General features: G+C 63.8%; 27 protein-coding genes. 11 read left to right on the top strand and 16 right to left on the bottom strand.

Translation table 11 applies throughout. The features are described 5' to 3' along the window. Positions 1-144 precede the first annotated feature (144 nt). On the bottom strand, positions 145-312 hold the full coding sequence (rpmG, locus tag SPHS8_RS13265) for a 50S ribosomal protein L33 (protein ID WP_007687342.1): 168 nt from the start codon (positions 310-312) through the stop codon (positions 145-147). Positions 313-520: 208 nt separating this feature from the next. Here rpmG and SPHS8_RS13260 point away from each other — a divergent pair, with 208 nt between their 5' ends. The 3 genes from SPHS8_RS13260 (at position 521) to SPHS8_RS13250 (ending at position 2,058) form a co-directional block, all read left to right on the top strand. Continuing rightward, positions 521-850, top strand: a complete 330-nt coding sequence (locus SPHS8_RS13260) for a hypothetical protein (protein ID WP_201515897.1) — start codon at positions 521-523, stop codon at positions 848-850. A gap of 15 nt (positions 851-865) precedes the next feature. Next, a complete protein-coding gene (locus SPHS8_RS13255; RefSeq protein ID WP_201515896.1) occupies positions 866-1,432 on the top strand; it encodes a TMEM165/GDT1 family protein in 567 nt (188 codons plus the stop codon). 134 nt (positions 1,433-1,566) lie between these two features. Then, positions 1,567-2,058, top strand: a complete 492-nt coding sequence (locus SPHS8_RS13250) for a Dps family protein (protein WP_097092599.1) — start codon at positions 1,567-1,569, stop codon at positions 2,056-2,058. A gap of 52 nt (positions 2,059-2,110) precedes the next feature. On the opposite strand, the gene SPHS8_RS13245 is transcribed toward SPHS8_RS13250, so the two are convergent. From SPHS8_RS13245 to SPHS8_RS13220, 6 genes are all read right to left on the bottom strand, one after another. After that, on the bottom strand, positions 2,111-2,581 hold the full coding sequence (locus SPHS8_RS13245; RefSeq protein ID WP_201515895.1) for a GreA/GreB family elongation factor: 471 nt from the start codon (positions 2,579-2,581) through the stop codon (positions 2,111-2,113). Between the two features lie 101 nt (positions 2,582-2,682). Next, positions 2,683-4,509, bottom strand: a complete 1,827-nt coding sequence (gene cobT / locus SPHS8_RS13240; RefSeq protein WP_201515894.1) for a cobaltochelatase subunit CobT — start codon at positions 4,507-4,509, stop codon at positions 2,683-2,685. Beyond that, on the bottom strand, positions 4,509-5,294 hold the full coding sequence (locus SPHS8_RS13235; protein ID WP_201515893.1) for a tyrosine-protein phosphatase: 786 nt from the start codon (positions 5,292-5,294) through the stop codon (positions 4,509-4,511). Before SPHS8_RS13235 ends, cobT begins: the two co-directional genes overlap by 1 nt. Further along, on the bottom strand, positions 5,291-5,710 hold the full coding sequence (locus tag SPHS8_RS13230) for an OsmC family protein (RefSeq protein WP_201515892.1): 420 nt from the start codon (positions 5,708-5,710) through the stop codon (positions 5,291-5,293). The genes SPHS8_RS13235 and SPHS8_RS13230 overlap by 4 nt, the downstream gene beginning before the upstream one ends. Before the next feature lie 4 nt (positions 5,711-5,714). After that, positions 5,715-6,722 (bottom strand): cobaltochelatase subunit CobS, encoded by a 1,008-nt coding sequence (gene cobS, locus SPHS8_RS13225; protein WP_097092594.1) that lies wholly within the window; start codon positions 6,720-6,722, stop codon positions 5,715-5,717. Between the two features lie 88 nt (positions 6,723-6,810). Next, positions 6,811-7,428 (bottom strand): J domain-containing protein, encoded by a 618-nt coding sequence (locus SPHS8_RS13220; protein WP_201515891.1) that lies wholly within the window; start codon positions 7,426-7,428, stop codon positions 6,811-6,813. Between the two features lie 44 nt (positions 7,429-7,472). Here SPHS8_RS13220 and SPHS8_RS13215 point away from each other — a divergent pair, with 44 nt between their 5' ends. After that, the gene (locus SPHS8_RS13215) at positions 7,473-7,760 is read left to right on the top strand and encodes a BolA family protein (protein WP_201515890.1); all 288 of its coding nucleotides are present in this window, start codon (positions 7,473-7,475) and stop codon (positions 7,758-7,760) included. Positions 7,761-7,774: 14 nt separating this feature from the next. Beyond that, a complete protein-coding gene (locus SPHS8_RS13210; RefSeq protein WP_201515889.1) occupies positions 7,775-8,680 on the top strand; it encodes a pirin family protein in 906 nt (301 codons plus the stop codon). Between the two features lie 144 nt (positions 8,681-8,824). Here the strand turns inward: SPHS8_RS13210 and SPHS8_RS13205 are convergent, their stop codons facing one another. After that, positions 8,825-9,670 (bottom strand): MJ0042-type zinc finger domain-containing protein, encoded by an 846-nt coding sequence (locus tag SPHS8_RS13205; RefSeq protein ID WP_201515888.1) that lies wholly within the window; start codon positions 9,668-9,670, stop codon positions 8,825-8,827. Positions 9,671-9,840: 170 nt separating this feature from the next. Between SPHS8_RS13205 and ftsE the strand changes: the two genes are divergently transcribed. From ftsE to SPHS8_RS13185, 4 genes are read left to right on the top strand one after another with little or no spacing between them, the layout of a single operon-like run. After that, on the top strand, positions 9,841-10,557 hold the full coding sequence (gene ftsE, locus SPHS8_RS13200; protein WP_097092938.1) for a cell division ATP-binding protein FtsE: 717 nt from the start codon (positions 9,841-9,843) through the stop codon (positions 10,555-10,557). Then, positions 10,554-11,456: a cell division protein FtsX gene (locus SPHS8_RS13195; RefSeq protein WP_201515887.1), complete on the top strand. Its 903-nt coding sequence runs from the start codon at positions 10,554-10,556 to the stop codon at positions 11,454-11,456. Before ftsE ends, SPHS8_RS13195 begins: the two co-directional genes overlap by 4 nt. Then, entirely contained in the window at positions 11,453-11,983 is a 531-nt protein-coding gene (locus tag SPHS8_RS13190; protein ID WP_097092589.1) for a YdcF family protein, read from the top strand. Before SPHS8_RS13195 ends, SPHS8_RS13190 begins: the two co-directional genes overlap by 4 nt. 12 nt (positions 11,984-11,995) lie before the next feature. Next, complete coding sequence (locus tag SPHS8_RS13185; RefSeq protein ID WP_201515886.1) at positions 11,996-12,700, top strand: lysophospholipid acyltransferase family protein; 705 nt, start codon at positions 11,996-11,998, stop codon at positions 12,698-12,700. Here the strand turns inward: SPHS8_RS13185 and SPHS8_RS13180 are convergent. From SPHS8_RS13180 to SPHS8_RS13170, 3 genes are read right to left on the bottom strand one after another with little or no spacing between them, the layout of a single operon-like run. Next, a complete protein-coding gene (locus tag SPHS8_RS13180) occupies positions 12,697-13,602 on the bottom strand; it encodes a prephenate/arogenate dehydrogenase family protein (protein WP_201515885.1) in 906 nt (301 codons plus the stop codon). The two genes, SPHS8_RS13185 and SPHS8_RS13180, sit on opposite strands and share 4 nt — an antisense overlap. Before the next feature lies 1 nt (position 13,603). Beyond that, on the bottom strand, positions 13,604-14,701 hold the full coding sequence (gene hisC, locus SPHS8_RS13175; protein WP_201515884.1) for a histidinol-phosphate transaminase: 1,098 nt from the start codon (positions 14,699-14,701) through the stop codon (positions 13,604-13,606). Positions 14,702-14,742: 41 nt separating this feature from the next. Then, positions 14,743-15,690: a 2-hydroxyacid dehydrogenase gene (locus SPHS8_RS13170; RefSeq protein ID WP_201515883.1), complete on the bottom strand. Its 948-nt coding sequence runs from the start codon at positions 15,688-15,690 to the stop codon at positions 14,743-14,745. A gap of 66 nt (positions 15,691-15,756) precedes the next feature. Between SPHS8_RS13170 and metX the strand changes: the two genes are divergently transcribed. After that, positions 15,757-16,893, top strand: a complete 1,137-nt coding sequence (gene metX / locus SPHS8_RS13165) for a homoserine O-acetyltransferase MetX (protein ID WP_097092584.1) — start codon at positions 15,757-15,759, stop codon at positions 16,891-16,893. After that, positions 16,890-17,489 (top strand): methionine biosynthesis protein MetW, encoded by a 600-nt coding sequence (gene metW / locus SPHS8_RS13160; RefSeq protein ID WP_097092583.1) that lies wholly within the window; start codon positions 16,890-16,892, stop codon positions 17,487-17,489. Before metX ends, metW begins: the two co-directional genes overlap by 4 nt. Here metW and SPHS8_RS13155 read toward each other — a convergent pair. From SPHS8_RS13155 to pheS, 5 genes are all read right to left on the bottom strand, one after another. Next, positions 17,486-18,103, bottom strand: coding sequence for a glutathione S-transferase (locus tag SPHS8_RS13155; protein ID WP_201515882.1), 618 nt, complete (start codon positions 18,101-18,103; stop codon positions 17,486-17,488). The two genes, metW and SPHS8_RS13155, sit on opposite strands and share 4 nt — an antisense overlap. Before the next feature lie 18 nt (positions 18,104-18,121). Further along, positions 18,122-19,687, bottom strand: coding sequence for a peptide chain release factor 3 (locus SPHS8_RS13150; protein WP_201515881.1), 1,566 nt, complete (start codon positions 19,685-19,687; stop codon positions 18,122-18,124). A gap of 75 nt (positions 19,688-19,762) precedes the next feature. Further along, positions 19,763-20,644 (bottom strand): aldose 1-epimerase family protein, encoded by an 882-nt coding sequence (locus SPHS8_RS13145; protein WP_201515880.1) that lies wholly within the window; start codon positions 20,642-20,644, stop codon positions 19,763-19,765. Positions 20,645-20,698: 54 nt separating this feature from the next. Continuing rightward, complete coding sequence (gene pheT, locus SPHS8_RS13140; RefSeq protein ID WP_201515879.1) at positions 20,699-23,113, bottom strand: phenylalanine--tRNA ligase subunit beta; 2,415 nt, start codon at positions 23,111-23,113, stop codon at positions 20,699-20,701. Next, positions 23,110-24,201 carry a phenylalanine--tRNA ligase subunit alpha gene (pheS, locus tag SPHS8_RS13135; protein WP_201515878.1) on the bottom strand — a complete coding sequence of 364 codons (1,092 nt, stop codon included), beginning with the start codon at positions 24,199-24,201 and terminating at the stop codon, positions 23,110-23,112. The genes pheT and pheS overlap by 4 nt, the downstream gene beginning before the upstream one ends. Positions 24,202-24,207 lie beyond the last annotated feature (6 nt).

Genomic DNA, 24,207 nt, shown 5'->3' with positions numbered 1-24,207 from the left:
GGAGGGGGGATACGCGCCCCTCCTCTTTTCGGTCCGCGGCGGACCAAAATGCCCGCAGCGAACAAGGAAAGGCCCGCTCCCACAAGGGGACGGGCCTTTTCGTTCAGCCGTCAATCGACCCAAGCGGGCAAACCCGCCGTCAGATCACTTGATCTTGGCTTCCTTGAATTCGACATGCTTGCGCACGACGGGGTCATATTTACGGAAGCTCAGCTTCTCGGTCTTCGTGCGCGGATTCTTCTTCGTGACGTAGAAGAAGCCGGTGTCAGCCGAGCTGACGAGGCGAATCTTGACAGTTGCTGGCTTGGCCATGGCCCTGGTTCCTGGTCGTGAATATCGTGAAAAAGAGAAGCGGCCCCGTGAAGGACCGCCCCGTTTCAGCAGCCGCCCATGAGGGAGATTCGGGATAATGTCAATACGCGCGTGGCAGCGGGGCAGGCTGCATGCTAGACTTTACGCGGCCTTAACCGGTTCCGGTGCATCTTGTCATCGGAGCAACAGGACAGGGGGAAAGCTTCCCATGCGACACGATCCGATGCTGGCCATTCTCGCCGACATGCTACGCCGCGTCGACGGCCTTGCGGGCCAGCGTGGTCAGGTTAGCCTGCCGAGCTTGCGTGACGAAGTCGACCAGATCCGCCATGTCGCCCGCGCCTACCATATCGACAGCGTCGAAGGCCTTGCCGACACGCTGCAATCGGCTTTGTCGCTGCAGGGTACGGGGCCGGTCATCTTGTCCTATCTCGATCTGATGCGCGACGCGATCGCCACGGAAATGGCTGATGCGCCGCAGTTGCCCATGCCTGTTCCGGCATCCCCAGCGGTGTCTGCACCGACGCTTTCCCTCTGATAGCCGCCGCTGCCCGTGGATGCATTGCTGACCGCGCTGCTCGGATGCTTCCTTGCTGAAATAGGTGACAAAAACCAACTGCTGGTGCTGGCCCTGGCGACCCGTTTTCGGCGTGACGGCGCGATCATCGCCGGGATCATGCTGGCAGCATCCGCCAACGCGGCCATAGCCGCCGTTGCGGGCGCGTTCCTCGCGCCGATGCTGAGCGCGGACGCGCGCCTGCTGTTTCTGGCGCTGGCCGTGCTTTTCCTGGGCGTGGGCCTGCTATGGCGGGTGAAAGCGCCGGACCCGCTTGCCGACTGGCCGACAGGACCTTTCCTGACGGCCGCCTTGGGCCTCTTCATTCTCGGCTTTGGTGATGGTTCCCAATTCCTGATCGTGGGGCTGGCGACTCGCACCGCAGAGCCGGTCCTGGCAGCGGTCGGCGGAACGCTGGGCGTTATGGCCGCGCTTGTTCCCGTCGTGCTGCTGCGGGATAGAATCCTGCCCGCAGGGCCGATCAGAGCCATCCGCGTGAGCGTCGCCTCACTGATGCTGATCGTCGCCCTGACACTCGCCGTCCTGGCCTTGCAACTCGCCTGACCGGCTGCCGCTGATCGATTGCTTGGATCAGTCTAAGCGATCATTTCCGCGGGTAATTCCCGTCTTGCCATGGCACCTTATCGCCATCAGATCATTATACCCGCGAAATCATTTCACCGAGCCAGGAGCAAGACATGACCGCCCCCGATCTCAAGACTCCCACCGACCTGCGCAGCAACGCCACCAAGTCCGTGGCCGAAGCGCTCAACGGCGTGCTCGCGGATAGCTATGCGCTCTATTTCAAGACCAAGAACTTCCACTGGCATGTCTCAGGCCCGCATTTTCGCGATTACCACCTGATGTTCGATGAGCAGGCGGCGCAGATCCTGGCCGTAACCGACGCCATCGCCGAACGTGTGCGCAAGACCGGGAATACGACGCTCCGCTCGATCGGCGACATTGCCCGCCGCCAGTCCCTCAAGGACAATGATGCGGAATATGTGAATCCCGCCGACATGCTGAATGAACTGCGGGAAGATAATCTGCGCCTCGTCGAATCGCTGCGTGCCGCGAAGGCCGCCGCCACCGAGGCTGGCGACAACGCGACGGAAGGCATTGTCGACGACTGGACCGATCAGGCGGAAGAACGCGCCTGGTTCCTGTTCGAGGCTGGCCGGAACGGCTGATCTATCATCTTGTCCATGGGCGCGGAGCAATGTCTCTGCGCCCACGTGCGCTTCAATCCTCGTTGATCGGCTCGACCGACAGGATTTCCACTGCATCGGCTTTTCCACCGAAATCCAGCTGCTCCCCAGCCTCGGCATCCATCATCGCGCGGGCTAGCGGGGAGGAAAAGCTGATCCGCTTCTCATTGGGGTCGGCTTCGTCGTCCCCCACGATCGAGACGGTCTTCTTCTGGCCGTTGAGCCGATAGGTAACGCGCACGCCAAAACTGACCGCATCGCCATCCGCAACGGGCCTCAAATCCGCTGTGGCCAGCCGCGTGCGCCAGTAGCGCAGCTCGCGCTTATGCTTCTTCGCATCATCCTCGCTCATCGCCGCGGTATCGATCGCTTCGAGCGCTTCCACCTTCTCGCGCGTCAGCCGCAATCCTCGCTGCGTCACCCAATTGGGGCCGGGCGGGATCGGTATCTCGAATGTGGGCTCCAGATGTTCCTCGTCGCTCTCGCGGCGAAAAGCGACACTCATGACATTCTCCTCAACAAGGCGTGCCCCGCGCCCTTGTAAGAGGTCGAGAGCGCCGATGGTCATTTCAAGGGATGAACCCAGCCGGGCAGCTGATCGACCGGCTAATCTTCGTCGAACAGTCCCGCCAGCTGCTCCACCATCGTCCCGCCCAGTTGTTCGGCATCCATGATGGTGACGGCGCGCCGGTAATAGCGGGTGACGTCATGCCCGATGCCGATCGCGACCAGCTGTACTGGAGACCGGTTCTCGATCCACTCGATCACCTGCCGCAGATGGCGCTCCAGATAGGTGCCGCTGTTGACCGACAGTGTCGAATCATCGACCGGCGCGCCATCGGAAATCACCATCAATATGCGGCGTTCCTCATTACGCGCGATCAGCCGTTGATGCGCCCAGAGCAGCGCCTCACCGTCGATATTCTCCTTGAGCAGCCCCTCGCGCATCATCAGGCCAAGGTTGCGCCGCGCCCGCCGCCAGGGCTCATCCGCCTTCTTGTAGATGATGTGGCGGAGGTCATTGAGCCGCCCCGGCATCGGCGGACGTCCGGCCGCGAGCCAATCCTCCCGGCTCTGTCCGCCCTTCCAGGCGCGCGTGGTAAAGCCCAGTATCTCCGTCTTGACGCCACAGCGCTCCAGCGTGCGCGCCATGATATCGGCGCTGATCGCCGCGATGCTGATCGGCCGTCCACGCATGGAGCCGCTATTGTCGATCAGCAGTGTCACCACCGTGTCGCGAAATTCCGTATCCCGCTCGACCTTGTAGGAGAGGGACCGGGTAGGATCGATCACGATCCGCGCCAGCCGGGCAGCGTCCAGCAGCCCTTCCTCCTGATCGAAGTCCCATGACCGGGATTGCTGCGCCATCAACCGGCGTTGCAGGCGATTGGCGAGCTTGGTGACGGCGCCCTGCAAGCTCACCAGCTGCTGGTCGAGGAAGCCGCGCAGGCGATTGAGTTCATCCTCGTCGCACAAATCATCGGCGGTGACGATCTCGTCATGCGCGATCGTATAGGGCTTGTAGTCGAAGCCCGGCGGCAGATCGGACATCGGCCGGTTGGGCCGGACGGGCATCATGCCCTCATCGCCCATGTCGTCGGCGCCCTGATCGCTGTCGGCGTCGAAATCGTCGCTATATTCGGTTTCACCTTCTTCGGTGTCGCCGCCCTTGTCCTCGGCCCGCGCCTCGGCGTTCATGTCGCTGTCGCCGGACTCCTCTTCGCCCGAATCGCCTTCTTCCTGTTGTTCTTCCTCGTCCTCGCCTTCGTCCTGCGGTTCCTCTTCGTCGGTCTGAGGCGGCACGTCGCTTTCGACCAGCTGAAGATGCTCCAGCATCGCCTGGGCAAGCTTCTGGAAAGCGCGCTGGTCGTCGATGGCGAGGCCCAGCGCATCAAGGTCCGCGCCTGCCTTCTCCTCGATCCAGGCGTCGACCATGGCCATGCCACCGGTCGCATCCTTCGGGATAGCCTGGCCGGTCAGCCGCTCGCGTACCTTGAGCGCGAGCGCTGTCGACAGCGGCACTTCATCGGCAGAGCGTGCCCGGCGCAGCGGATCGGACTTCAGCCGCAACTCCAGCGCATGGTTGAGGTTGGCCCGCACGCCTTCCATCGCCCGCGACCCGATAGCCTCCACACGCGCCTGCTCGACCGCGTCATAGACGGCGCGCGCGGTGGCGTCGGCTGGCGCAGCGTTGGCATGCAGCTTCAGATTATGATGCCGCAGCCGCAGCGCATTGGCGTCGGCAAAGCCTCGGGCGAGCGCGACCTGGTCGGGGGGCAGGTTGCGGCCGGGCGTCGGCACCTTGATCGCCTTGCCCGCCATATGCGGGGCGTCCGCGGTGAAGCCGACCTCGACCTCGGCATCGCGCGCGATTGACCGGGCCGCGCCGGACAGCACGTCCTTGAAAGCATCCAGGGGCGAACGCTCCGCCATCAGTCGAGCAGCCTTTCCCGCAGCAGTTGCCGCGCGCCCTCGTCCATCCCCAGCGGACCGGCCAAATATCCTTCAATGCCGCCATGGCTGCTGTCCAGCTCGGCAAAAAAGCTGTCGAGATACGCTTCATCCACGGTCAATAATGGCTCCAGCGCCTCGGCCCGTGCCGACCATGCCCGCGCGACCAGCGTGCTGCGTTGGGTCAGCAGCCAATCCCAGTCGGCATGTTCATTGGTCAACAAATAATCATCAACTATCGTTTCCCGCGGCACGCCCAATGCTGCCAATATCAACGCAGCGCCGACACCAGTGCGGTCTTTCCCCGCCGAACAGTTGATGATGATCGGCACGCGTCCGGCCAGGATCTGCGCGAACATCGCGCGATAGGATGCGGCATGGTCCAGCGGGATGGCGCGATACAGCGCGATCATCGCGTGACGCATGTCCTGCGCGGTCGCGTCCTTGCGCTTCAGCATCTCGCCCAGGACGCCGCTGCTTTCGCTATAGTCGCGGCAGAAATAATCGACTTCCGCTCCATGCCAGAGCGTCGGCTCCGCGCTCCGTTCATTGCCTCGCCGGAAATCACAAATCGCCTGGATGCCGAGCGAACGCAGATGCGCCGCGTCCGCTTCGCTCAGCAGTGCCATGGTGCCCGAACGGAACAACATGCCTCGCCGGACAACGCGCCCATCGGCGGTCGCATAGCCGCCAAAATCGCGCAGGTTGAACGCGCGCTCCAGCGGCAGGCGGCGGCCGGGACCAACCGGAGCGTTGGTCTCCGTCACGGCCGCTCAGCCTCGCCGACAGGCGGCACGGCGACGGTTTCGATCCGTGTCTCCACATCGCTCATCAGCTTGTGAACGGGGCAGCGCGCGGCGACGCCGATCAGCGTATCATGCTGCTCCTGCGTCAAAGGCCCGCCTAGCGCGATCCGCGTCGTAAGCCGATAGATGCCGTCCCGTTCCTCGCTCGCATCGCGGATGACGCCGACATGGATGTCCTCGACCGGAATGCCCTTCCGCTGCGCATACCACAGCATCGTCATCGCCTTGCATGCGCCCAACGCCGAATCATACAGGTCATGCGGATCGGGACCGGCGTCATGGCCATCGGGCGGCGTCATATCGACGATCAACTCATGGCCCCGGATGTTGACCCGGTGCGCGCTGCCATCCGGCGCGATGCGCTCGACGACGATCATCGCGTCACGCCGCCCGGTGGGCGACGCTTTCCGGCAGGTCCTTGCCGAACACGCGCTGATAATATTCCGCCACCAGCGGCCGCTCCGCCTCATCACATTTGTTGAGGAAGGACAGGCGGAAGGCGAAGCCGACATTCTTGAAGATGAGCGCGTTCTGCGCCCAGCTGATGACGGTGCGGGGGCTCATCACGGTCGAAATGTCGCCGTTGATGAAGCCTTGGCGGGTAAGCTCCGCCACCTTGATCATATTCTCGACTTCCTTGCGGCCACCCTCATGATCATATTCGCCCGACTTGGCGAGCACGATCTGCGCCTCCGTCGCAGCGGGCAGATAGTTCAGCGTCACGACCAGGTTCCACCGGTCCATCTGTCCCTGGTTGATCTGCTGCGTGCCATGGTAAAGGCCGGTCGTGTCGCCCAGGCCCACCGTGTTGGCGGTCGCGAACAGGCGGAAATGCGGGTTGGGCCGAATGACGCGGTTCTGGTCGAGCAAGGTCATCTTGCCGTCGGTTTCCAGCACGCGCTGGATCACGAACATCACATCGGGACGCCCGGCATCATATTCGTCGAACACCAGCGCGACCGGGCGCTGCAACGCCCATGGCAGCAAGCCTTCGCGGAATTCCGTCACCTGCTGCCCATCGCGCAACACGATGGCGTCGCGGCCGACAAGGTCGATGCGGCTGATATGCGCGTCGAGGTTGATGCGGATGCAGGGCCAGCGGAGGCGCGCGGCGATCTGCTCGATATGGCTGGACTTGCCCGTGCCATGATAGCCCTGCACCATGACGCGCCTGTTATAGGCAAAGCCCGCCAGGATCGCGAGCGTCGTATCCGGATCGAACACATAGGCGGGATCAAGATCAGGCACGCGCTCGTCCGCTTCGGAAAAGGCCGGGATCTTCATGTCGACGTCGACACCGAACGTCTCGCGTGCATCGACCTCACGGTCGGGCGCGGCCAGCAGCGTCTCTGATCGTGTATCGGGCTGGACGTTCGGAATGTCGGTCATCGGTCTTCTTTCTGTTCGGTCTCCTCCGCCCTAACGTAAGGCGAAGGCCGGTGTCGAGTAGCCAATCGGCGCGGCGCGGACTGCCCACTCAGACAAAGGCAGCCGCCTTGCGCAGCAGGCCATAGGCCTCGATCACGCTCTGCAGGGCGCTTTCGTGGCTGCGGTCGCCGCCATTGTGATCGGGATGATAGCGCCGCAGCAGCTCCGTATAACGCTGCCGCAACGCCTTGCGATCCGCATCAACGGGCAATCCCATCACGGACAACGCCTTGCGATCGTCGTTAGACAGGAATTTGCCGTCTTGCCGCATCTGGTTGTCAGCCCGCGCCTTTGCCACCCGCTCCCTGAACTTGGCGCCGATCGCGTCGAGCGGGTCCTGGAAGTCCGACCATTTGGGCGGCGGGCTGGCGGCGTTCGATGAAAAGGCGCGCGTTTCCCGTTCCCACCCTGCATAGGGGCGTTGTGCGGCGGCGATCTCATCGGGGCTCATGCCGGTGAAGAAATTATAGCCCTGGTTGAACTCCCGCACATGGTCGAGGCACAGCCAGCGCCAGCGCGGACCTTCCTGGTTCGGCCGCCCCCCTTCCAATGGCGGCGCGCGAAACTCGCCCGGCTCGGCGCATCCTTCGACCGCGCAAGGGCGATCGCTCTCCACGCGGCCATGGAAGCGGTTGAAACGACGGGTCGAGAAGGGATCGGTAGACAAATTTGCCCTGATGCATGGTGGAACAAAGGGCCTATATAGGTGCGATGAGCATCCAACTGAAAGGCCCGGTGGCCACAGAGATTGAGCAGCGGCTACGCGCCGCCCTGTCACCAGAGCAACTCGCCGTGATCGACGACAGTGAAAAGCATCGCGGCCACGCCGGACATGACGGATCGGGCGAAAGCCACTTTACGGTGGAGATCGTTTCGGCTGAATTTGCGGGCAAGAATCGTGTCGCGCGGCAGCGGCTGGTCAACACGGCGCTGGCCGATCTGCTCCGCGACAAGGTGCACGCGCTGGCGATCAAGGCGCGCGCGCCCGGCGAAGCCTGATCAGGGGACACTATATGAAGCCAGACGACCTCATCATTCAGACGATCACGCCGACCACGCACGACCTGGGTGATTTCCGCGTCCACCGCTCCTTGCCTGCGCCGGGCCGGACGATGGTAGGCCCCTTCATCTTCTTCGATCAGGCTGGGCCAGCGAGGATCGGCGCGGGGCAGGGCATCGACGTGCGCCCCCATCCGCACATCAACCTTGCGACCGTTACCTACATGTTCGAGGGCGCCTTTCTCCATCGGGACTCGCTGGGCACCGAACAGCTGATAGAGCCGGGCGCGATCAACCTGATGACCGCAGGCAGTGGCATCGTCCATTCCGAACGCTCGCCCGACAGCGACCGTGCGCGGGAGTCCAAGCTCTCGGCCATCCAGACCTGGCTGGCGCTTCCCGACGGCGTCGAGGAAATGGCGCCTGCCTTTGAACATGTCAGCGAGGGCGGGCTACCGGTCATCGATTGCGGTCGGGCCAATGCGCGGGTCATCATGGGAAGTCTTTGGGGTGCTAGCTCGCCCGTCACCACCTATGCCGACACCATCTATGCCGATATCCAGCTGATGCCGGGCGGCAGCGTCCCGATCGATGCCGACGCTGATGAGCGTGCCCTTTATGTCGCTGGTGGAGACGCAGCGATCGATGGCGTGCCGCTATTGCCGCAGACGCTTTACGTGCTGCGCCCCGGCACCCGCGCCACGCTGATGAGCGTCGATGGCGGCCGGGTGATGTATTGCGGCGGTGAGGCCTTCCAGACGCCGCGCCATGTATGGTGGAACTTCGTTTCATCCTCCAAGGACCGCCTTTTCCAGGCCCGCGAGGATTGGGAAGCGATGCGCTTCCCGTTGATCCCTGGAGATGATCAGGAGTTCATTCCGATCCCGCAGGGGCGGCCAAAGACGGTGAGCTATCCGTAGGAAAGCAACGCAACCCATCCTCCGTTCAGCCTGAGCCTGTCGAAACCTCTTCCTTATTTTAAGACGAAGCCCTTCGACAGGCTCAGGGCGAACGGGTCGGCGGTTCGGTTCTGTCCTGCCGGATAAGGCGTACGCAGCGGCGCGTTACTGCACGAAAGTCAGCGACAAATTCTCGGCATTCTTGGGAATATCGATCCGGCTCTCGTTGATCGACGCTTCTTCACCCGGTTTCAGGCTGGTGCGGTCAGCCTTCGTCGTCCAGCTGAACACCAGGCGGTTCTGCTGGTCGCGCAACTGCACCAGCACCGGTGGCACCGGCAGGGTCTCCTTCCCACTGTTCACGATCCGCGCGCCGAACGCGAAATATTCTTCGCCGGTCGGCAGCTTCCGGCGTTCGGCAGGCTTGGAAAGATAAAAGAGCAGGTCGGGATCGCCTTCCTCGGACACCAGGCCCAGATTAACGGCCCAGCTCGGCGTTCCGAAATACCAGAGCGCGCCGCCTACACCGCCGATCATTAGGCAGAACAGCACCGCTGCATAGGTCCAAAGCTTCAGCCTGTTGCGGCGCGGCTTCACCGGGGCGGCGGAGGGTTCCTCAGCATCCTCCCGCGCGCGACCATAGATGTCGTCGACCCGATTGTCGCTCTGCGCTGCCGCCACGAAGGGAGCAGCCGCCGTGACGGGCTTGGGCGCGGGTGCCGGGGCTGCCTCTTCCACAGGCTCCGGATCAGCCTCCGTCTCGACAGGCGCAGGAGCGGTGGGTGCCGGGGCTGACACGGGTTGAGGTGGAGGGGGAGGCGGGGCGGGAGGTGCTTCGGCAGCAACCGGCGCGTGCGCCTCCACCATGGCCTCTTCCCTGGGCGCCAAGACTGGCCCTTCCTGGAACCAGCTATGTTTGCAGGAGGCGCAGCGAACCTGGCGGCCATTGGGGCCGACGGCGCTGTCCGGCACAATATAGCGCGTGGCGCAATTGGGACACACCAGGATCATGACGCTTCATAGGCATGGCTTTGACTCGAGGGCAAGCGGCATTGAAGGGCAGGGCCGAAGATGGCGCGACTCGGCGGTTTGCAACGCCTTGGGCTTTACGCCAGCCCGCCCCCTGTGCCATGGCTGCGTGGCAGGGGAAGCAGGGAGCGCGCGGGCGCATCAACCAAGGCATGTCGGCGATCGTACAGTTCGAAAATGTCGGCCTGCGCTATGGTCTGGATAGCGAGACGCTGTCCGACGTCAGCTTCTCCCTCCATGGCGGTGGCTTCTATTTCCTCACCGGTGCTTCGGGCGCGGGGAAGACGTCCCTTTTGAAGCTGCTCTATCTGGCCCAGCGGCCGAGCCGCGGCGTCATTCGCCTGTTCGGTGAGGATGTGGTGACGCTGCCCCGCAAGCGCCTGCCCGGCTTCCGTCGGCGCATCGGCGTGGTCTTTCAGGATTTCCGGCTGGTTTCTCACTTGTCGGCCTATGACAATATCGCCCTGCCCCTGCGCGTCGCAGGTATGGCGGAGAGCGAGATCGACGCGTCCGTTTCCGAAATGCTCAACTGGGTCGGCCTTGGCGATCGCGGGCAGGCGCGTCCGGCCACCTTGTCGGGCGGAGAGCAACAGCGTGTCGCCATTGCCCGCGCAGTCATCGCCCGGCCCGAAATTCTCGTCGCAGACGAACCCACCGGGAACGTCGACGCCGACATGGCCCGCCGCCTTCTGACCTTGTTCGAGGCGCTCAATCGTCTCGGCACCACGATCGTGGTCGCTACCCACGACCTGCCGCTCATAGGTCAGGTTCAGGGCGCGCAGATGATGCGGCTGGACAAAGGGCGCCTGTCGGACCCGACCGGAGCGTTGCGTTATCCGCCCCGCCCGCAAGGCGTGGCAGTATCATGACGGGCGCAGACCGCCGCGCTGCTGCCGCCGCGCGTCATCGGCTGCTGCCCGAAGGCCGCGTTGCCGGGCCCATGCCTTGGGTCATCGCGATCATGATGTTCCTGACCGTGCTTGCGGCAGCATCCGGCCTTGGCCTTGCCGCGGCCGTTCAATCCGTGGGTGCGGACCTTGCCGGTCGCGCCACGATCCAGATCGTGGAGGCCAATGCCGACCGGCGCGAGGAGCTGAGCGGCGCTGCGGCGCGTCTCCTCCGCAAATCGCCCGACGTTCGCGCGGTGCGTCCCGTGGACCCCGCCACGCTTGCCGATCAGATCAGGCCATGGCTAGGACAGGATGCTGCCAGCGGCGACCTCCCCATCCCTGCGCTGATCGATGTCGAGCTCACCCCCGGAGCGACGGCGGCCAAGGTTCAGCGTCTGAACCGCGCCCTTGCCGCTCTTTCGCCTCGCATCCGCGTGGAGCCGCATGCGGCATTTCTCCGGCCGCTCGGCAGCCTCCTCACCGCCCTTGGCAGCCTTGCGGCCGGAATCGTGCTGCTGATGGCGCTCGCCACCGCCGCCATTGTCGTCCTTGCTGCCCGCGCGGCGCATGACAGCCATCGCGGCACCATCGACGTGCTGCACCTGATGGGCGCCACCGATGTTCAGATCGCCCGGCTCTTCCAGCGGCGCATCGGCCTCGACGCTCTGTTCGGCGGCTTGCTCGGGTTCGTTACCGCCTTGCTCGTCATCATCCTGCTGGGCACGCGGCTCGCCGCCACCGGTTCTGACCTGCTCGCGGCGATCAGCCTCCCCTGGACCAGCTGGCTCATCCTTGCCCTGCTGCCCATCGGCGGCGTTCTTCTTTCGACGCTTGCCGCACGCTGGACTGTGCTGCGATCGCTGGGGCGGCTGCTATGATCGTCCGCCTGTTCGCTGTCTCGCTTCTCGCCTGGATGCTTGGCTTTGCCTGGTTCGCAATCTTCCTGCCGCAGCCGCTCGACGGTCGTCCGACCGATGCCATCGTCGTGCTGACCGGCGGCGCTGGCAGGATCGATCGCGGGCTTGCCCTGCTGGAGGAAGGCGCCGCGAAACGCATGCTGATATCCGGCGTCGACCGTTCCGTGCGACCTGCCGAACTGGCGGCGCAATATGACCGGCCCGAGCGGCTGTTTTCCTGCTGCATCACCCTTGGCCGCGAAGCCATCGACACCCGCTCCAATGCCATCGAAACGGCTCATTGGCTCGAGCGACGGCATTTTCGCACCGTCCGCTTGATCACGACTGACTGGCACATGCGCCGCGCAGCACTGGAACTGCGCCAGGCAGTGCCGAACAAGCTGACGATCATCTATGACGCCGTGCCCAGCCGACCCAGCCTCACCATGTTGATGCGGGAATATAATAAATATCTGCTACGCCGCGCCGCCGCGCTCGTCGGCATCTAGAAGGACGGCGCCATGATCACTGCCCTCCGTTCGCTCGCCTTCATGCTGGTCTTTTACAGTGGATCGCTGCTGCTGGTCCTTTCCGCGCTGCTGGTGGCGTGGCCATGGCCTGCCGGGGTTCAGGTGATCGCGACGGCATGGAGCCGCTTTCACCGCTTCTGCACAAGATGGCTGCTCGGGCAGAAGATACGCATCGTCGGCGACCTGCCCGAGGGCCGCTATCTCTATATCGTCAAGCATGAGTCGATGTTTGAGACAATCGATCTGCTGTGCGTCTTCGATCGGCCAGTGATCGCCGCTAAACGCGAGTTGCTAGATATTCCGTTATGGGGACGGATCGCGCGGCTCTACGGCCTGATCCCGGTCGAGCGCAGTGCGGGGGCCAGCGCCTTGCGGACTTTGCGCGCCGCCGCGCGTGCGGCAACTGACCAGGGGCGCGCAGTCTGCCTTTTCCCGGAGGGAACGCGGGTGCCCCATGGGGAAAGCCCGCCGCTGCGTGCTGGTTTTGCCGGGCTCTATTCCCTGCTCGCCTTGCCGGTCGTGCCCATCGCAGTGGACAGCGGCCGCCTGTCACCGCGCGGCAAATTCATGAAGCGCCCTGGCGTCATCACCTACAAGATCGGGGATGTCGTGCCCACAGGCCTTGATCGCCGGGAGGCCGAAGCCCGCGTCCATGCCGCGATCAACGCGCTTAATCCGCCGTCGAGCGCCGCCTAATGCGATCGCCCGAAATCGGGCTTTGGATCATCCTGTCCCTGTTCGATGATGGACCGGCGGATCGCGCGGGTCTTCGTGAACAGGTTGAACAGCGTGTCACCGTCGTTCCAGCGGATCGCCCGCTGCAGCGCTGACAAATCTTCCGAAAAGCGTTGCAGCATCTCCAGCACCGCGTCCTTGTTCGCCAGGAACACGTCCCGCCACATGGTAGGGTCTGACGCCGCGATACGGGTGAAGTCGCGAAAGCCACCGGCCGAATATTTGATCACCTCGGACTGGGTGACATCCTCCAGGTCGCTGGCCGTGCCGACGATTGTATAGGCGATAAGGTGCGGCAGGTGGCTGGTCACCGCCAGCACCAGGTCATGATGCTGCGGGTCCATCATTTCCACGTCCGCACCGATCCGGTGCCACAGTTCAGAGACGCGCTCGACCGCCACGGGATCGGCATCGGCGGGCGGAGTGATGATGCACCAGCGCCCCCGGAACAGGCTGGCGAACCCCGCTTCCGGCCCGCTATTTTCGGTTCCCGCGACAGGATGCGCCGGGATGATCATGCGCCCCGGAAGAGCGCCGCTCAGCTGCGCCAGCACATCGGCCTTGCATGATCCCACGTCACTGATGATCGCGTCGGCAGGCAGATCGTCCGAAATTTCCGCAGCCGCCGCGCCCATCGCCCTCACCGGAACGCACAGGACGACCAGATCCGCGTCCGTCACGCTCGCGCCCGCCGTGTCGGTGACATCGTCGCACAGGTCGATGGCCCGCGCGATCTCCCGCACGCGCGCGTCGGCATCATGGCCGGTGACGCGCACCGTCGGCATATATTCCCGGATCGCCCGCGCCAGGCTCGATCCGATGAGGCCAAGGCCGATGATGGTGACGCGCGCGAAGGGCAGCATGTCAGGCCGTTTCCGCCATGGCACGCAGCTTGGCCGCGACGGCGCGGACTTGTTCCTCCGTGCCGATGGTGATGCGAAGGCCGTTGGGAAGCCCTTGCCCGGGCAGCCACCGGGTCGCGAAGCCTTCGTCCCAAAGACCCTTCATCGCAGCTTCGGCGGTCAGCTTGCCGTTGAAGAGGATCAGCAGGAAGTTCGCCTTGCTCGGCACCGCCCGCAGGCCATGGTTTGACAAGGCCGCGATCTCATCGGCAAGCCACTGCCGCCATTGCCGGTTATGCGCCCGGCTCGCCTCCACCCACGCCTGATCCGTCACCGCCGCGATGGCCGCCGATTGTCCAGCCGTGGTCACGTTGAAGGGCGCGCGGATGCGATGCAGCGCGTCGATGATTTCGGCGCTGGCATAGCCCCAGCCGATACGTTCAGCCGCCAACCCGTAGATTTTCGAAAAGGTGCGCGTGACAAGCACGTTGCTGGCGTTCCTGGCCAGCTCCAAGCCGCCATCATCCTCGTTCGCGTCCAGATATTCGGCATAGGCCTGATCCAGCACAAACAGAATATCGGGCCGCAAAGATGCATGCAGCCGCGCGATCTCCTCGCGCGGGGTCATCGTGCCCGTGGGATTGTTGGGGTTGGCCAGGAAAACGACCTTGGTCTTCTCCGTCACGCAGGCCAGCAATGCGTCCACGTCGGTCGCATAATCCTTGTCAGGCGCGATGACTGGCGTCGCGCCGACCCGGCGCGCCGCTATGTCATAAACCGAAAAGCCGTATTTGACGTAGAGTATCTCGTCGCCCGGCCCGGCATAGGCGCTGGCCGCGATGTGCAGCAGCTCGTCCGACCCGGTGCCGTAGATCACCCGCGCGGGATCAAGCCCATGTACCGCCGCGATCGCCTCGCGCATCTTCGCCGCGCCGGGATCGGGATAGGTGGCAAGGTCCGCTGTCGCGGCGATGAGGGCAGCGCGCGCCGCCTCGCCGGTGCCCAGCGGGTTTTCGTTCGCGCTCAGCTTGATCAGCGGACGCCCGTCATCGGCCGCTGCCTTGCCGGGCACATAGGGCGAGATGCCCAGAATCCATTCCTTGGGTGCGGGTTTGGTCATGCGCGCGCTTTAGCGTCATCCGCACCAAAGGCAAAGCGCTGCTATATGACCGGCGTAACCAGCGCTTTGCCCGCTGCCCATGCGTCCAGATTGGCGAGCACGAGGTCGGCCATCGCCTTGCGCGTGTTTATCGTAGCGCTTCCTTGGTGCGGTTGCAGCACGACATTGTCCAGGGTGAACAGGGCTTCGGGGACCTGCGGCTCGTTCACGAACACGTCCAGCCCCGCGCCGCCGATCCGCCCTTCGGCCAACGCCGCCACCAGCGCATCCTCATCGACGACGCTTCCACGGCTGATATTGATGAGCATGCCTTGCGGGCCGAGCGCATCCAGCATCGCGGCGTCGACCAGCCCGCGCGCTTCCGGTCCGCCGGATGTCGCGACGATGATCACCTCGCTTTCCCGCGCAAAGGCTATCCGGTCCTGCACATAGCGGTAGGGCGTGCCTGCGGCGGGCATGCGATTGTGATAGATAATCTCGCTCGCCACCGGCTCCAGCCGCCGCGCGATCGCCCGGCCGATCCGCCCCAGTCCCAAAATGCCGATCCGGCTCCCGGTGACGCTTCCGCTCAGCGCCACTTGTTGCCCAAGCGCCCATTTGCCGGATCGCACCATCCGATCACTGGCGGCGATGTTGCGCACGGCCGCGTAGAGCAGCCCTACTGCCAGATCGGCCACATCGTCGGTCAGCACATCGGGCGTGTTGCTGACCTTGATGCCCTTCTTTCGCGCATGCGCGACATCGACCTTGTCATAGCCGACGGAAAAAAGGCTGATCATCTCCAGCCGAGGCAGCGCATCCATTATCGCCGCAGAAGCGCCCACCGAACCAAAGGACACCAGCGCCCGCGCCTCCCGCACGGCGTCGTCCAGCGCGGTCGGATCGGCATCCGCCGCCACCTCATGCACCTGGAAGCGTGCCTTCAGCTGCTCCTCCAGATAAGGGGATAGCGGTCCATAAGCGACGATCGGAATGCGGGTCTGACTCATGCAGCGGTCCTAGCCGATCCCCACCCGATTGACAGCACCCCTCCACGGTCCTAGCCCGCTTCCACCATGGCCAGCGCCTCCTCCACCGACGACAGCCGTTTCGGCCTCCGCCGCCAGGTCCGCCTCGCCGGCCCCCTCCGGCTGGACAGCGGCGCGGTCCTCGCGCCCGTCGATATCGCCTATGAAACCTACGGCGCGATGAATGCTGACGGCTCCAACGTCATCCTCATCTGCCATGCGCTGACCGGCGACCAATATGTCGCGTCCGATCATCCAGTCACCGGCAAGCCCGGATGGTGGTGGCGCATGGTGGGGGAGGGGAAGCCCGTCGATCCCGCACGGCATTTCATCGTCTGCGCCAATGTGATCGGCAGCTGCATGGGCTCCAGTGGCCCGGCCAGCATCGACCCTGCCAGCAACACCCCATATGCCATGCGCTTTCCCGTGCTCACCATCGCCGACATGGTGCGCGCGCAGGCGCTGTTGCTCGATCATCTCGGGGTAGGCCGCCTTGCTGCCGTCATTGGTGGCTCAATGGGCGGCATGCAGGCACTTAGCTGGCCGACCATCTTCCCCAACCGCGTCGAAAGCTGCATTGTCATCGCCTCGACCGCCCGCCACAGCGCTCAAAACATCGCCTTCCACGAAGTCGGGCGCCAGGCGATCATGGCCGATCCCAACTGGCGCGGGGGCGACTATTATGCCGATGGCCAGGTGCCCAGCGCAGGCCTTGCCGTCGCGCGCATGGCGGCGCACATCACCTATCTTTCCGAAGCAGGCCTCACCGAGAAATTCGGCCGCCGCCTGCAGGGGAGGGACGCCAAGACCTTCGGCTTCGACGCCGACTTCCAGGTGGAAAGCTACCTGCGCCACCAAGGCTTGAGTTTCGTCGAACGGTTCGACGCCAACTCCTATCTCTACATCACCCGCGCGATGGACTATTATGACATTGCGGAGGATCATGGCGGCAGCCTCGCCACCGCCTTCGCGCCTTCCAAAGCGCGCTTCTGTCTGGTCAGCTTCGATACCGACTGGCTCTATCCCACGGCGGAATCCCGCGTCATCGTCCACGCCCTCAACGCCAGCGGCGCGCAGGCGAGCTTCGTCGAACTGTCGAGCCCTTTCGGACATGACGCCTTCCTGCTCGAATGTCCTGAACTGAACCGCGTGGTCGACGGCTTCCTGAAGGGCGGCCGCGCATGAGCGAAGAGGGATTGCGTCCCGACCTTGCCCTCATCGCCCGCACCGTCACGCCCGGCGCGCGGGTGCTGGACGTCGGCTGCGGCGACGGCGCGCTGATGGCCGCGCTCCGCGACGCCAAGCAGGTCGACGCGCGCGGGCTGGAGATCGACGGCGATAATGTCGCAGCCGCTGTCGGGCGGGGCCTCTCCGTAGTGCAGGGCGACGCCGATACCGACCTTGCCTATTATCCCGACGCCAGCTTCGACTATGCGATCTTGAGCCAGACGCTCCAGACTACGCGCCGCCCGGACCTGGTGGTGGAGGAACTGCTGCGCATCGGCCGCCAGGCGTTCGTGTCCTTCCCCAACTTTGCCCATTGGCGCGGAAGGCTCTCGCTGATGTGGGGCGGCCGCATGCCGGTGACGCGCCTGCTGCCCGACACTTGGTACGACACGCTCAACATTCATCATGTCACGGTCGATGACTTCCGTGCGCTGGTGAAGGAACGCGGCTGGAAGATCGATGGCCAGTGGTTCTTGAAGGGCGACAAGGAAACCACGCACGCGAACGCGAACCTCTTCGCCGAGCACGCCGTGTTCCTGCTGCGGCGCGGCTAAAGCAGAACCGCAGCATCCCCTTCCCGCCACGGCTCGATCCGCAGCATCGCGCGCGCAAACAAGGGGGATCCCGTCAGCAGGTCCAGCCAGTTTCTCACCAGCGGAATGGGCTGCGCAGCAAACCATTGCGGCTCCACGGCGGCGAACTGCCGCACAAAGGGAAAGATGGCGATATCCGCCAGCCTCCGCCGCTCACCGGTAAGGTAATTGCTCCGCTCCAGCCGCGCCTCAAGCCCAGCCAATATTTCCATGGCCGCGCACCGATGTTCCAGCGGATCGGACCTGTAGCGGCTCACATATTTGTATCGGTCGAGATGATGCTTGAACGCCCCGTCATTGCGCGCGATCAGGGCTGCGTCATCCCCTTCCAGCCAGCCTTCGGGATCATGCCGCGACAGCGCCCAGCGCATGATGTCCAGACTCTCGTCGATCACGCCGCCACACGGCAGGACCAGCACCGGCACCGTGCCTTTAGGCGAGGCTGCGACCAGTTCCGCCGGTTTGTCGCGCAACGCCACCTCGCGCAGCACCACCTCCTGCCCGCTGGCGATCAGCGCCATCCGCGCCCGCATCGCATAGGGGCATCGCCGGAAGCTGTAGAGGATGGCGGTCATTCGGCTTCCGCCAATGCCTCAACGCTCCTTGGTCGCGCTGAACTTCACCTTGGGATGCCGCTCCTGCTGGTAGCCGATGTCCCACGCGCTCTTGGCCATGAACACCAGATTGCCGTCCCGGTCCTTCGCCATATTGGCCCCGTTGAACGACACCAAATCCTTGATCGCCGCATCGTCACCGGAAATCCAGCGCGCCGTGTCGAAAGGCGAAGCTTCCAGCCCGGCCGCCACCTTATACTCCGCCTCCAGCCGCGAAATCAGCACGTCCAGCTGCAACTGCCCGACCACGCCCACGATCCAGTTCGACCCGATCTCAGGATAGAAAACCTGGATGACGCCTTCTTCCGACAGGTCGTCCAGCGCCTTGCGCAACTGCTTCGTCTTGGTCGGGTCCTTGAGCGCCACGCGCCGCAGGATTTCCGGCGCGAAGTTGGGCAGGCCGGTAAAGCGCACGCCTGCCTTCTCCGACAGCGTATCGCCCACCCGCAAAGTCCCATGGTTGGGAATGCCGATGATGTCGCCGGGAAAAGCCTCGTCCGCAATCTCGCGGTCCTGCGCGAAAAAGAGGATCGGCGAATGCACCGCGATCGGCTTGCCGCTGCCAGATGGCGTCAGCTTCATCCCCCGCCGGAACTTGCCCGAACAGAGCCGCATGAAGGCGATCCGGTCCCGGTGCTGCGGGTCCATATTGGCCTGCACCTTGAAGATGAAACCGGTCACTTCGCTATTTTCCGGCTCGACCGGCGCGGGCTCAGCGGGCTGCGCACGCGGCGGCGGCGCATGGGCGGCAAGCGCATCGATCAGCTCGGTCACGCCGAACAGCTTGAGCGCCGACCCGAAATAAACCGGCGTCAAATCACCATGGCGATAGGCGGCCAGATCGAAATCGGCGTAGCCGCCGACCGCCAGCTCTGCTTCCTCGCGTAGCTTCTCCAGCCCTTGCGCGGAAATATGCTCCGCCAGAGCATCGTCATCGATGCCTTCGACAAACACTTCCTTGCCCTCGAACTCCTTGGAAGGGCCGCTAGGCTGACGAAGCCGGTTCTTGGCGAAATCGTAAATCCCCTCGAACTCGCCGCCCATGCCGACCGGCCAGCTCATCGGGCACACATCCAGCGCCAGCGCGTCGGCCACCTCGTCCAGCAGCGCGAACGTATCACGACCCTCGCGGTCCACCTTGTTGACGAAGGTGATGATCGGCACGTTGCGCAGACGGCAGACCTCGAACAGCTTGCGCGTCTGCGGCTCGATGCCCTTGGCCGCATCGATCACCATGACGGCGGAATCGACGGCGGTCAGCGTGCGATAGGTGTCTTCCGAGAAATCCTCGTGCCCTGGCGTGTCGAGCAGGTTGAACGTGATGCCGTCGCGTTCAAACGTCATGACCGAACTGGTCACGGAAATGCCGCGCTGCTGCTCGATCTTCATCCAGTCAGACCGCGCGCGCCGGTTCGCTCCTCGCGCCTTGACCTCACCGGCAAGATGAATCGCTCCGCCTTCCAGCAGCAGCTTTTCGGTCAGCGTGGTCTTACCCGCGTCAGGGTGAGAAATGATCGCAAAGGTGCGGCGCGATGGGATGGTCATGGCGCGCCATATAGCGATTCGACAAGGAATCGCCAGCGGCGCCTCAAGCGATGGAGCGCTCCGACGTGTCGGCGCCTAATCCACCAACGTCACGTCCATGCGAAATCGCCTTTCGTCGCCCGGCACCAACCGCATGATTCCCTGCTTGGCCCAAACATCGCCTTCAAAGCCGACCACATCCGCCATCCCCGCCCACGGCTCCACGCATAGATAATGCGCGCCTGGCTTCTGCCACAGGCCCAGCCATGGGGTGTCCGGGAATTCGATCTTCAGGCGCCTTTGCCCGGGCACGCCCCACAGCAAGCTGCCACTTTCCAGCTTATCCCAAATCAGGGCGTCGCCCTCGAACATTGCGGCGGTAGGAGACAGTATGTTGCCCACTACCGGCGACGGCACGCTTTCCTCGGCTATCAAGCCGGGCTCAGCTCCCACCTTGCGGATGGGCGCAGGCTCCGCTTTCTCAAATTCCACGATATGCGCTTCTGCTGGCCCGCCATAGGGTAACGGCCAGGCAAAGGCCGGATGGTAACCAAAGGAAAAGGGCATGTCGGCCTCCCCCCGGTTCATCACCGCCGCCGTCATCATCAACCTACTGCCGGCAACGGCAAATTGCATGTCCAACCGGAACTGAAACGGATAGATAGCCCGCGTGCCTTCGTCCGGCTCCAGTCGGAAGGTGACGCTTTCGGGCAAATGCTCCACCTGTGTGAAGACCATGCGCCGGGCAAAGCCATGTTGTGGCATGGGATAGTCTCGCCCGTGAAGCCGATAGCTGTCGCCTCGCGACCGCCCGACGAAGGGAAAGAGCAAAGGGGCATGTCCCGTCCACCAGCGCGGATCGGCATCGGTCATCAATTCCCGGCCCTGCGTATCCGTGAGCGACCAAAGCTCAGCGCCGAGGGGATTTATGGCGGCTGTCAGACCATCTGAAACGATCGTCACAAGCTGGTCCGACATGTTTACGCCCTCCGCCAAACAGAGTCTCATTTCCGAACCAAGCGAGCCGTGGGGCTACCCACGCAATACTCCGCCCAGCTTCTCCGCAGCCTTCACCACAGCCGCGCTGATCGCGTCCAGTTCTTCCTGTGAAAAGCTCTTCTCACCAGGCTGCAACGTCACTTCGATGGCCAGACTCTTGCGCCCGTCGTCGACGCCCGGCCCGACGAACACATCGAATAATCGTGCATCGACGATCGCTTTTTTGTCCGCGCCCTTGACGGCGCGCACCAGCGCATCCGCTTCGACCGCTTCATCCACGACAAAGGCAAAGTCTCGCTTTACCGCCTGCAGCGCTGGCGGCGCGTACGGGGAACGCATGAAGCCGCTCTTCCGCTTGGGCGGGACATTGTCCAGGAATATCTCCCCGGCCACTACGATGCCGCTCATACCAAATTGCTTGGCGATCGAAGGATGAACCACTCCAAATTCAGCGAGAATGACCTTCGGCCCCAGCCGCAACGTGCCCGACTGCCCTGGATGATAGGCTGCTGAAGCCTCTCCAAAGCTTTGCAGGTTCGCCACCGGCGCACCAGCTGCCGCCAATAGGGCAATGACTTCGGCTTTCGCGTCCAAGGCAGAGAAAGCCTGTGCCTTCCCTGACTGCCAGCTGCGCGCAGTCTTTTCGCCCGCCAACAGGAAGCCAGCCGTCGCGCGCTCCTTGCCGGCGAAGTAGCGCCGCCCAAGCTCAAACAACCGAACCGAAGCTGCGGCTCTGTCTATGTTGCGGCGTGCTGCCGACAGCAAGCCGGGCAGCAGCGAAGGCCGCATCACTTTCAGGTCTTCGGAAATCGGATTGGCAAGCATCCAGTCGCCACCGCCCACGGAAGCGGCTTCCTTTTCTGAAATGAAGGACCAGTTGATCGCTTCTGCCAGCCCGCGCGCCGCGGCCGTCCGGCGCACCCGCCGTTCGACCAATTGCTCTGCTGTCGCAGTCGGTTTGGCTACGCCAGGCATGCGGGGCAGGGGCGTGGATGCTACCTGATCGAGCCCCACGATCCGCACAACTTCCTCAACCAGATCCGGCCAGCCATCCACATCCCGGCGCCAGCTTGGAACGCTCACGTCCCAATAGGCCGGTGTGGTCACTGGAACGCCGTCCTCATAATCGTAGGTAGCGTCATGCATGTCGACGCTAAAGCCCAAGCTTTCCAATATGCACTTCTGCTCGTCGTCGCCGACATAGACGCCAGCCAGCGTCAGGCATCGTGTGGGTTCATAGCGGATAACCTTGTCGGCGATCGGAGGTTGGCCGGCCCGTGTCGCTTCACTTGCCGTTCCGCCGCAAAGCTTGACGACGAGGTCAGTGGCGATCGACAGCCCGTCATCCAGGAAGGCCGGGTCCACGCCGCGCTCAAACCGTCCGCGCGCATCGCTGGTCAGGCCCAGCTTCTGCCCGGTGACCGCAATCCGCTCCGGCGTGAAATAGGCGCATTCGATCAGCACGTCTGTAGTGGCGTCGGTCGCGCCCGAATGCTCGCCGCCCATGATGCCGCCGATGTCGTGCACCGCTTCATTGTCGGCGATGACGGTCATCGTCTCGTCAACCGTGTAGGTCTTGCCGTTGAGCGCCAGCACCTCTTCGCCCGACTTGCCCTTTCGCGCCGTCAGCGGACCCTTCAGCGTCGCCATGTCATAGACATGCAGCGGACGGCCAAGGTCGATCATCAGATAATTGGTGATATCGACCAGCGTGCTGATCGGCTTCTGCCCAATGGCTTTCAGCCGTCGCGCCATCCATTCGGGCGACTGGCCGTTGGTGACGCCCTGCACCGTGCGCGCGAAGAAGGCCGGGCAGCCATCTTCATCCTCGACCCGGACGTCCGGTCCCGGACGCACGCCCTCCACCGTCGGCACGATGATCGGGTTGAGCGTGCCCAAGCCCGCTGCCGCCAGATCGCGCGCAATCCCCCGCACGCCCATGCAGTCCTGGCGATTAGGTGTTATACTCACATCAATCACCGGGTCATCGAGCCCCGCCCACCGGGCATAGACCTCTCCAACCGGAGAATCCGCGTTTAATTCGATGATTCCTTCATGGTCTTCGCCCAGTTCCAGCTCCCGGAACGAACACATCATACCGTTGGACTCGACCCCGCGAATGGCGGTCTTCTTCAAAACCATGCCGTTCACCGGCACCACCGCGCCCTCGGTTCCGAACACGCCGACAAGGCCCGCTCGCGCATTGGGCGCGCCGCACACGACCTGCAAGGGGCCATCGCCCGCATCCACGGTCAGCACCTGCAACTTGTCCGCCTGCGGATGCGGCTCCGCCGTCAGCACCCTGGCGATGCGAAAGGGCGCGAGCTTGTCCGCCGGGTTCTCCACGCCTTCGACCTCCAGGCCGATGTTGGTCAGCCCTTTCAGGATCGTTGGAAGGTCGGCATCGGTGGCGAGATGCGTCTTGAGCCAGCTCAGCGTGAACTTCATGCGCCCACTCCTCCGCTCAGCGTCGGCACGTCCAGCGCCGAAAAGCCATAATGTTTCAGCCAGCGCAGATCGCCGTCGAAGAAAGCGCGCAAGTCGTTCATCCCATATTTCAGCATGGCAAGTCGGTCGACGCCCGTACCGAACGCAAAGCCCTGCCACTCGTCCGGATCCAGCCCGCAAGCCTCGATCACGCGGCGGTTTACCATGCCGCTGCCCAGCACTTCCAGCCAGCCGCCGCCGGGCGCATCGCCGTCGCCGCCGATCACCCGCTGGCCGTTGGTCAGCGTGTAGCCCACGTCCACTTCGACCGAAGGCTCGGTGAAGGGGAAGTAGCTTGGCCGCAGCCGCAGAACGATGTCGTCCCGCTCGAAAAACGCCTTGAGGAAGGTCTCCAGCGTCCACTTGAGGTGCCCAAGGGTAATGCCCTTGTCGATCACCAGTCCTTCGATCTGGTGGAACATCGGCGTATGAGTCGCGTCGCTGTCCGACCGATAGACCCGGCCCGGCGCGATGATGCGGATCGGCGGCTCGCCGTTCATCATCGTGCGGATTTGCACCGGCGAAGTATGGGTGCGCAGCAGCATCTTCTTGCCCGATTCAGCGTCGGGGAAATAGAAGGTGTCATGCATCGCCCGCGCCGGATGCGTCTCGGGAATGTTGAGAGCGGTGAAATTATGCCAGTCGTCCTCGATCTCCGGCCCTGTCGCCACCGAGAAGCCCAGGTCCGCGAAAATCTCCGCCAGTTCGTCCATCACCTGGCTCACCGGATGCACCGATCCCTGCGGCCCGATGTCGGCGGGCAAGGTCATGTCGATCTTCTCGGCCGCAAGCTTCGCGTCGAGCGCCGCCTGCTCCAGCGCCGCCTTCCTGTTGGCAAGCGCTGCCGTCACGTTTTCGCGCAGGTCCTGAATCGGCGGCCCTTTCTCCAGCCGCTCCTCGGGGCTCATCGGCCCCAATGTCTTGAGCAGTCCCGTCACCACCCCATTCTTGCCCATGGCGCCGACGCGCAGCGCTTCCAGCGCATCGAGCGTATCGGCGGCGGCGATGTCGGCGATCAGGCCGGCTTTCAGATTGGAAATCTCACTCATGATTCT

This window comes from Sphingobium sp. S6 (genome assembly GCF_905120495.1).
GTDB lineage: Bacteria > Pseudomonadota > Alphaproteobacteria > Sphingomonadales > Sphingomonadaceae > Sphingobium > Sphingobium agri.
The sequence above is the reverse complement of the archived record's forward strand: the minus strand, read 5'-3'. Positions and strand labels throughout refer to the sequence as shown.

What these genes read in the sequence shown, in the direction of transcription:
- rpmG (WP_007687342.1), bottom strand. Translation starts at nt 312, where the DNA reads ATGGCCAAGCCAGCAACTGTCAAGATTCGCCTCGTCAGCTCGGCTGAC.
- SPHS8_RS13260 (WP_201515897.1), top strand. Translation starts at nt 521, where the DNA reads ATGCGACACGATCCGATGCTGGCCATTCTCGCCGACATGCTACGCCGC.
- SPHS8_RS13250 (WP_097092599.1), top strand. Translation starts at nt 1,567, where the DNA reads ATGACCGCCCCCGATCTCAAGACTCCCACCGACCTGCGCAGCAACGCC.
- SPHS8_RS13245 (WP_201515895.1), bottom strand. Translation starts at nt 2,581, where the DNA reads ATGAGTGTCGCTTTTCGCCGCGAGAGCGACGAGGAACATCTGGAGCCC.
- cobT (WP_201515894.1), bottom strand. Translation starts at nt 4,509, where the DNA reads ATGGCGGAGCGTTCGCCCCTGGATGCTTTCAAGGACGTGCTGTCCGGC.
- SPHS8_RS13230 (WP_201515892.1), bottom strand. Translation starts at nt 5,710, where the DNA reads ATGATCGTCGTCGAGCGCATCGCGCCGGATGGCAGCGCGCACCGGGTC.
- cobS (WP_097092594.1), bottom strand. Translation starts at nt 6,722, where the DNA reads ATGACCGACATTCCGAACGTCCAGCCCGATACACGATCAGAGACGCTG.
- SPHS8_RS13215 (WP_201515890.1), top strand. Translation starts at nt 7,473, where the DNA reads ATGAGCATCCAACTGAAAGGCCCGGTGGCCACAGAGATTGAGCAGCGG.
- SPHS8_RS13210 (WP_201515889.1), top strand. Translation starts at nt 7,775, where the DNA reads ATGAAGCCAGACGACCTCATCATTCAGACGATCACGCCGACCACGCAC.
- SPHS8_RS13205 (WP_201515888.1), bottom strand. Translation starts at nt 9,670, where the DNA reads ATGATCCTGGTGTGTCCCAATTGCGCCACGCGCTATATTGTGCCGGAC.
- ftsE (WP_097092938.1), top strand. Translation starts at nt 9,841, where the DNA reads ATGTCGGCGATCGTACAGTTCGAAAATGTCGGCCTGCGCTATGGTCTG.
- SPHS8_RS13195 (WP_201515887.1), top strand. Translation starts at nt 10,554, where the DNA reads ATGACGGGCGCAGACCGCCGCGCTGCTGCCGCCGCGCGTCATCGGCTG.
- SPHS8_RS13190 (WP_097092589.1), top strand. Translation starts at nt 11,453, where the DNA reads ATGATCGTCCGCCTGTTCGCTGTCTCGCTTCTCGCCTGGATGCTTGGC.
- SPHS8_RS13185 (WP_201515886.1), top strand. Translation starts at nt 11,996, where the DNA reads ATGATCACTGCCCTCCGTTCGCTCGCCTTCATGCTGGTCTTTTACAGT.
- SPHS8_RS13180 (WP_201515885.1), bottom strand. Translation starts at nt 13,602, where the DNA reads ATGCTGCCCTTCGCGCGCGTCACCATCATCGGCCTTGGCCTCATCGGA.
- hisC (WP_201515884.1), bottom strand. Translation starts at nt 14,701, where the DNA reads ATGACCAAACCCGCACCCAAGGAATGGATTCTGGGCATCTCGCCCTAT.
- SPHS8_RS13170 (WP_201515883.1), bottom strand. Translation starts at nt 15,690, where the DNA reads ATGAGTCAGACCCGCATTCCGATCGTCGCTTATGGACCGCTATCCCCT.
- metX (WP_097092584.1), top strand. Translation starts at nt 15,757, where the DNA reads ATGGCCAGCGCCTCCTCCACCGACGACAGCCGTTTCGGCCTCCGCCGC.
- metW (WP_097092583.1), top strand. Translation starts at nt 16,890, where the DNA reads ATGAGCGAAGAGGGATTGCGTCCCGACCTTGCCCTCATCGCCCGCACC.
- SPHS8_RS13155 (WP_201515882.1), bottom strand. Translation starts at nt 18,103, where the DNA reads ATGACCGCCATCCTCTACAGCTTCCGGCGATGCCCCTATGCGATGCGG.
- SPHS8_RS13150 (WP_201515881.1), bottom strand. Translation starts at nt 19,687, where the DNA reads ATGACCATCCCATCGCGCCGCACCTTTGCGATCATTTCTCACCCTGAC.
- SPHS8_RS13145 (WP_201515880.1), bottom strand. Translation starts at nt 20,644, where the DNA reads ATGTCGGACCAGCTTGTGACGATCGTTTCAGATGGTCTGACAGCCGCC.
- pheT (WP_201515879.1), bottom strand. Translation starts at nt 23,113, where the DNA reads ATGAAGTTCACGCTGAGCTGGCTCAAGACGCATCTCGCCACCGATGCC.
- pheS (WP_201515878.1), bottom strand. Translation starts at nt 24,201, where the DNA reads ATGAGTGAGATTTCCAATCTGAAAGCCGGCCTGATCGCCGACATCGCC.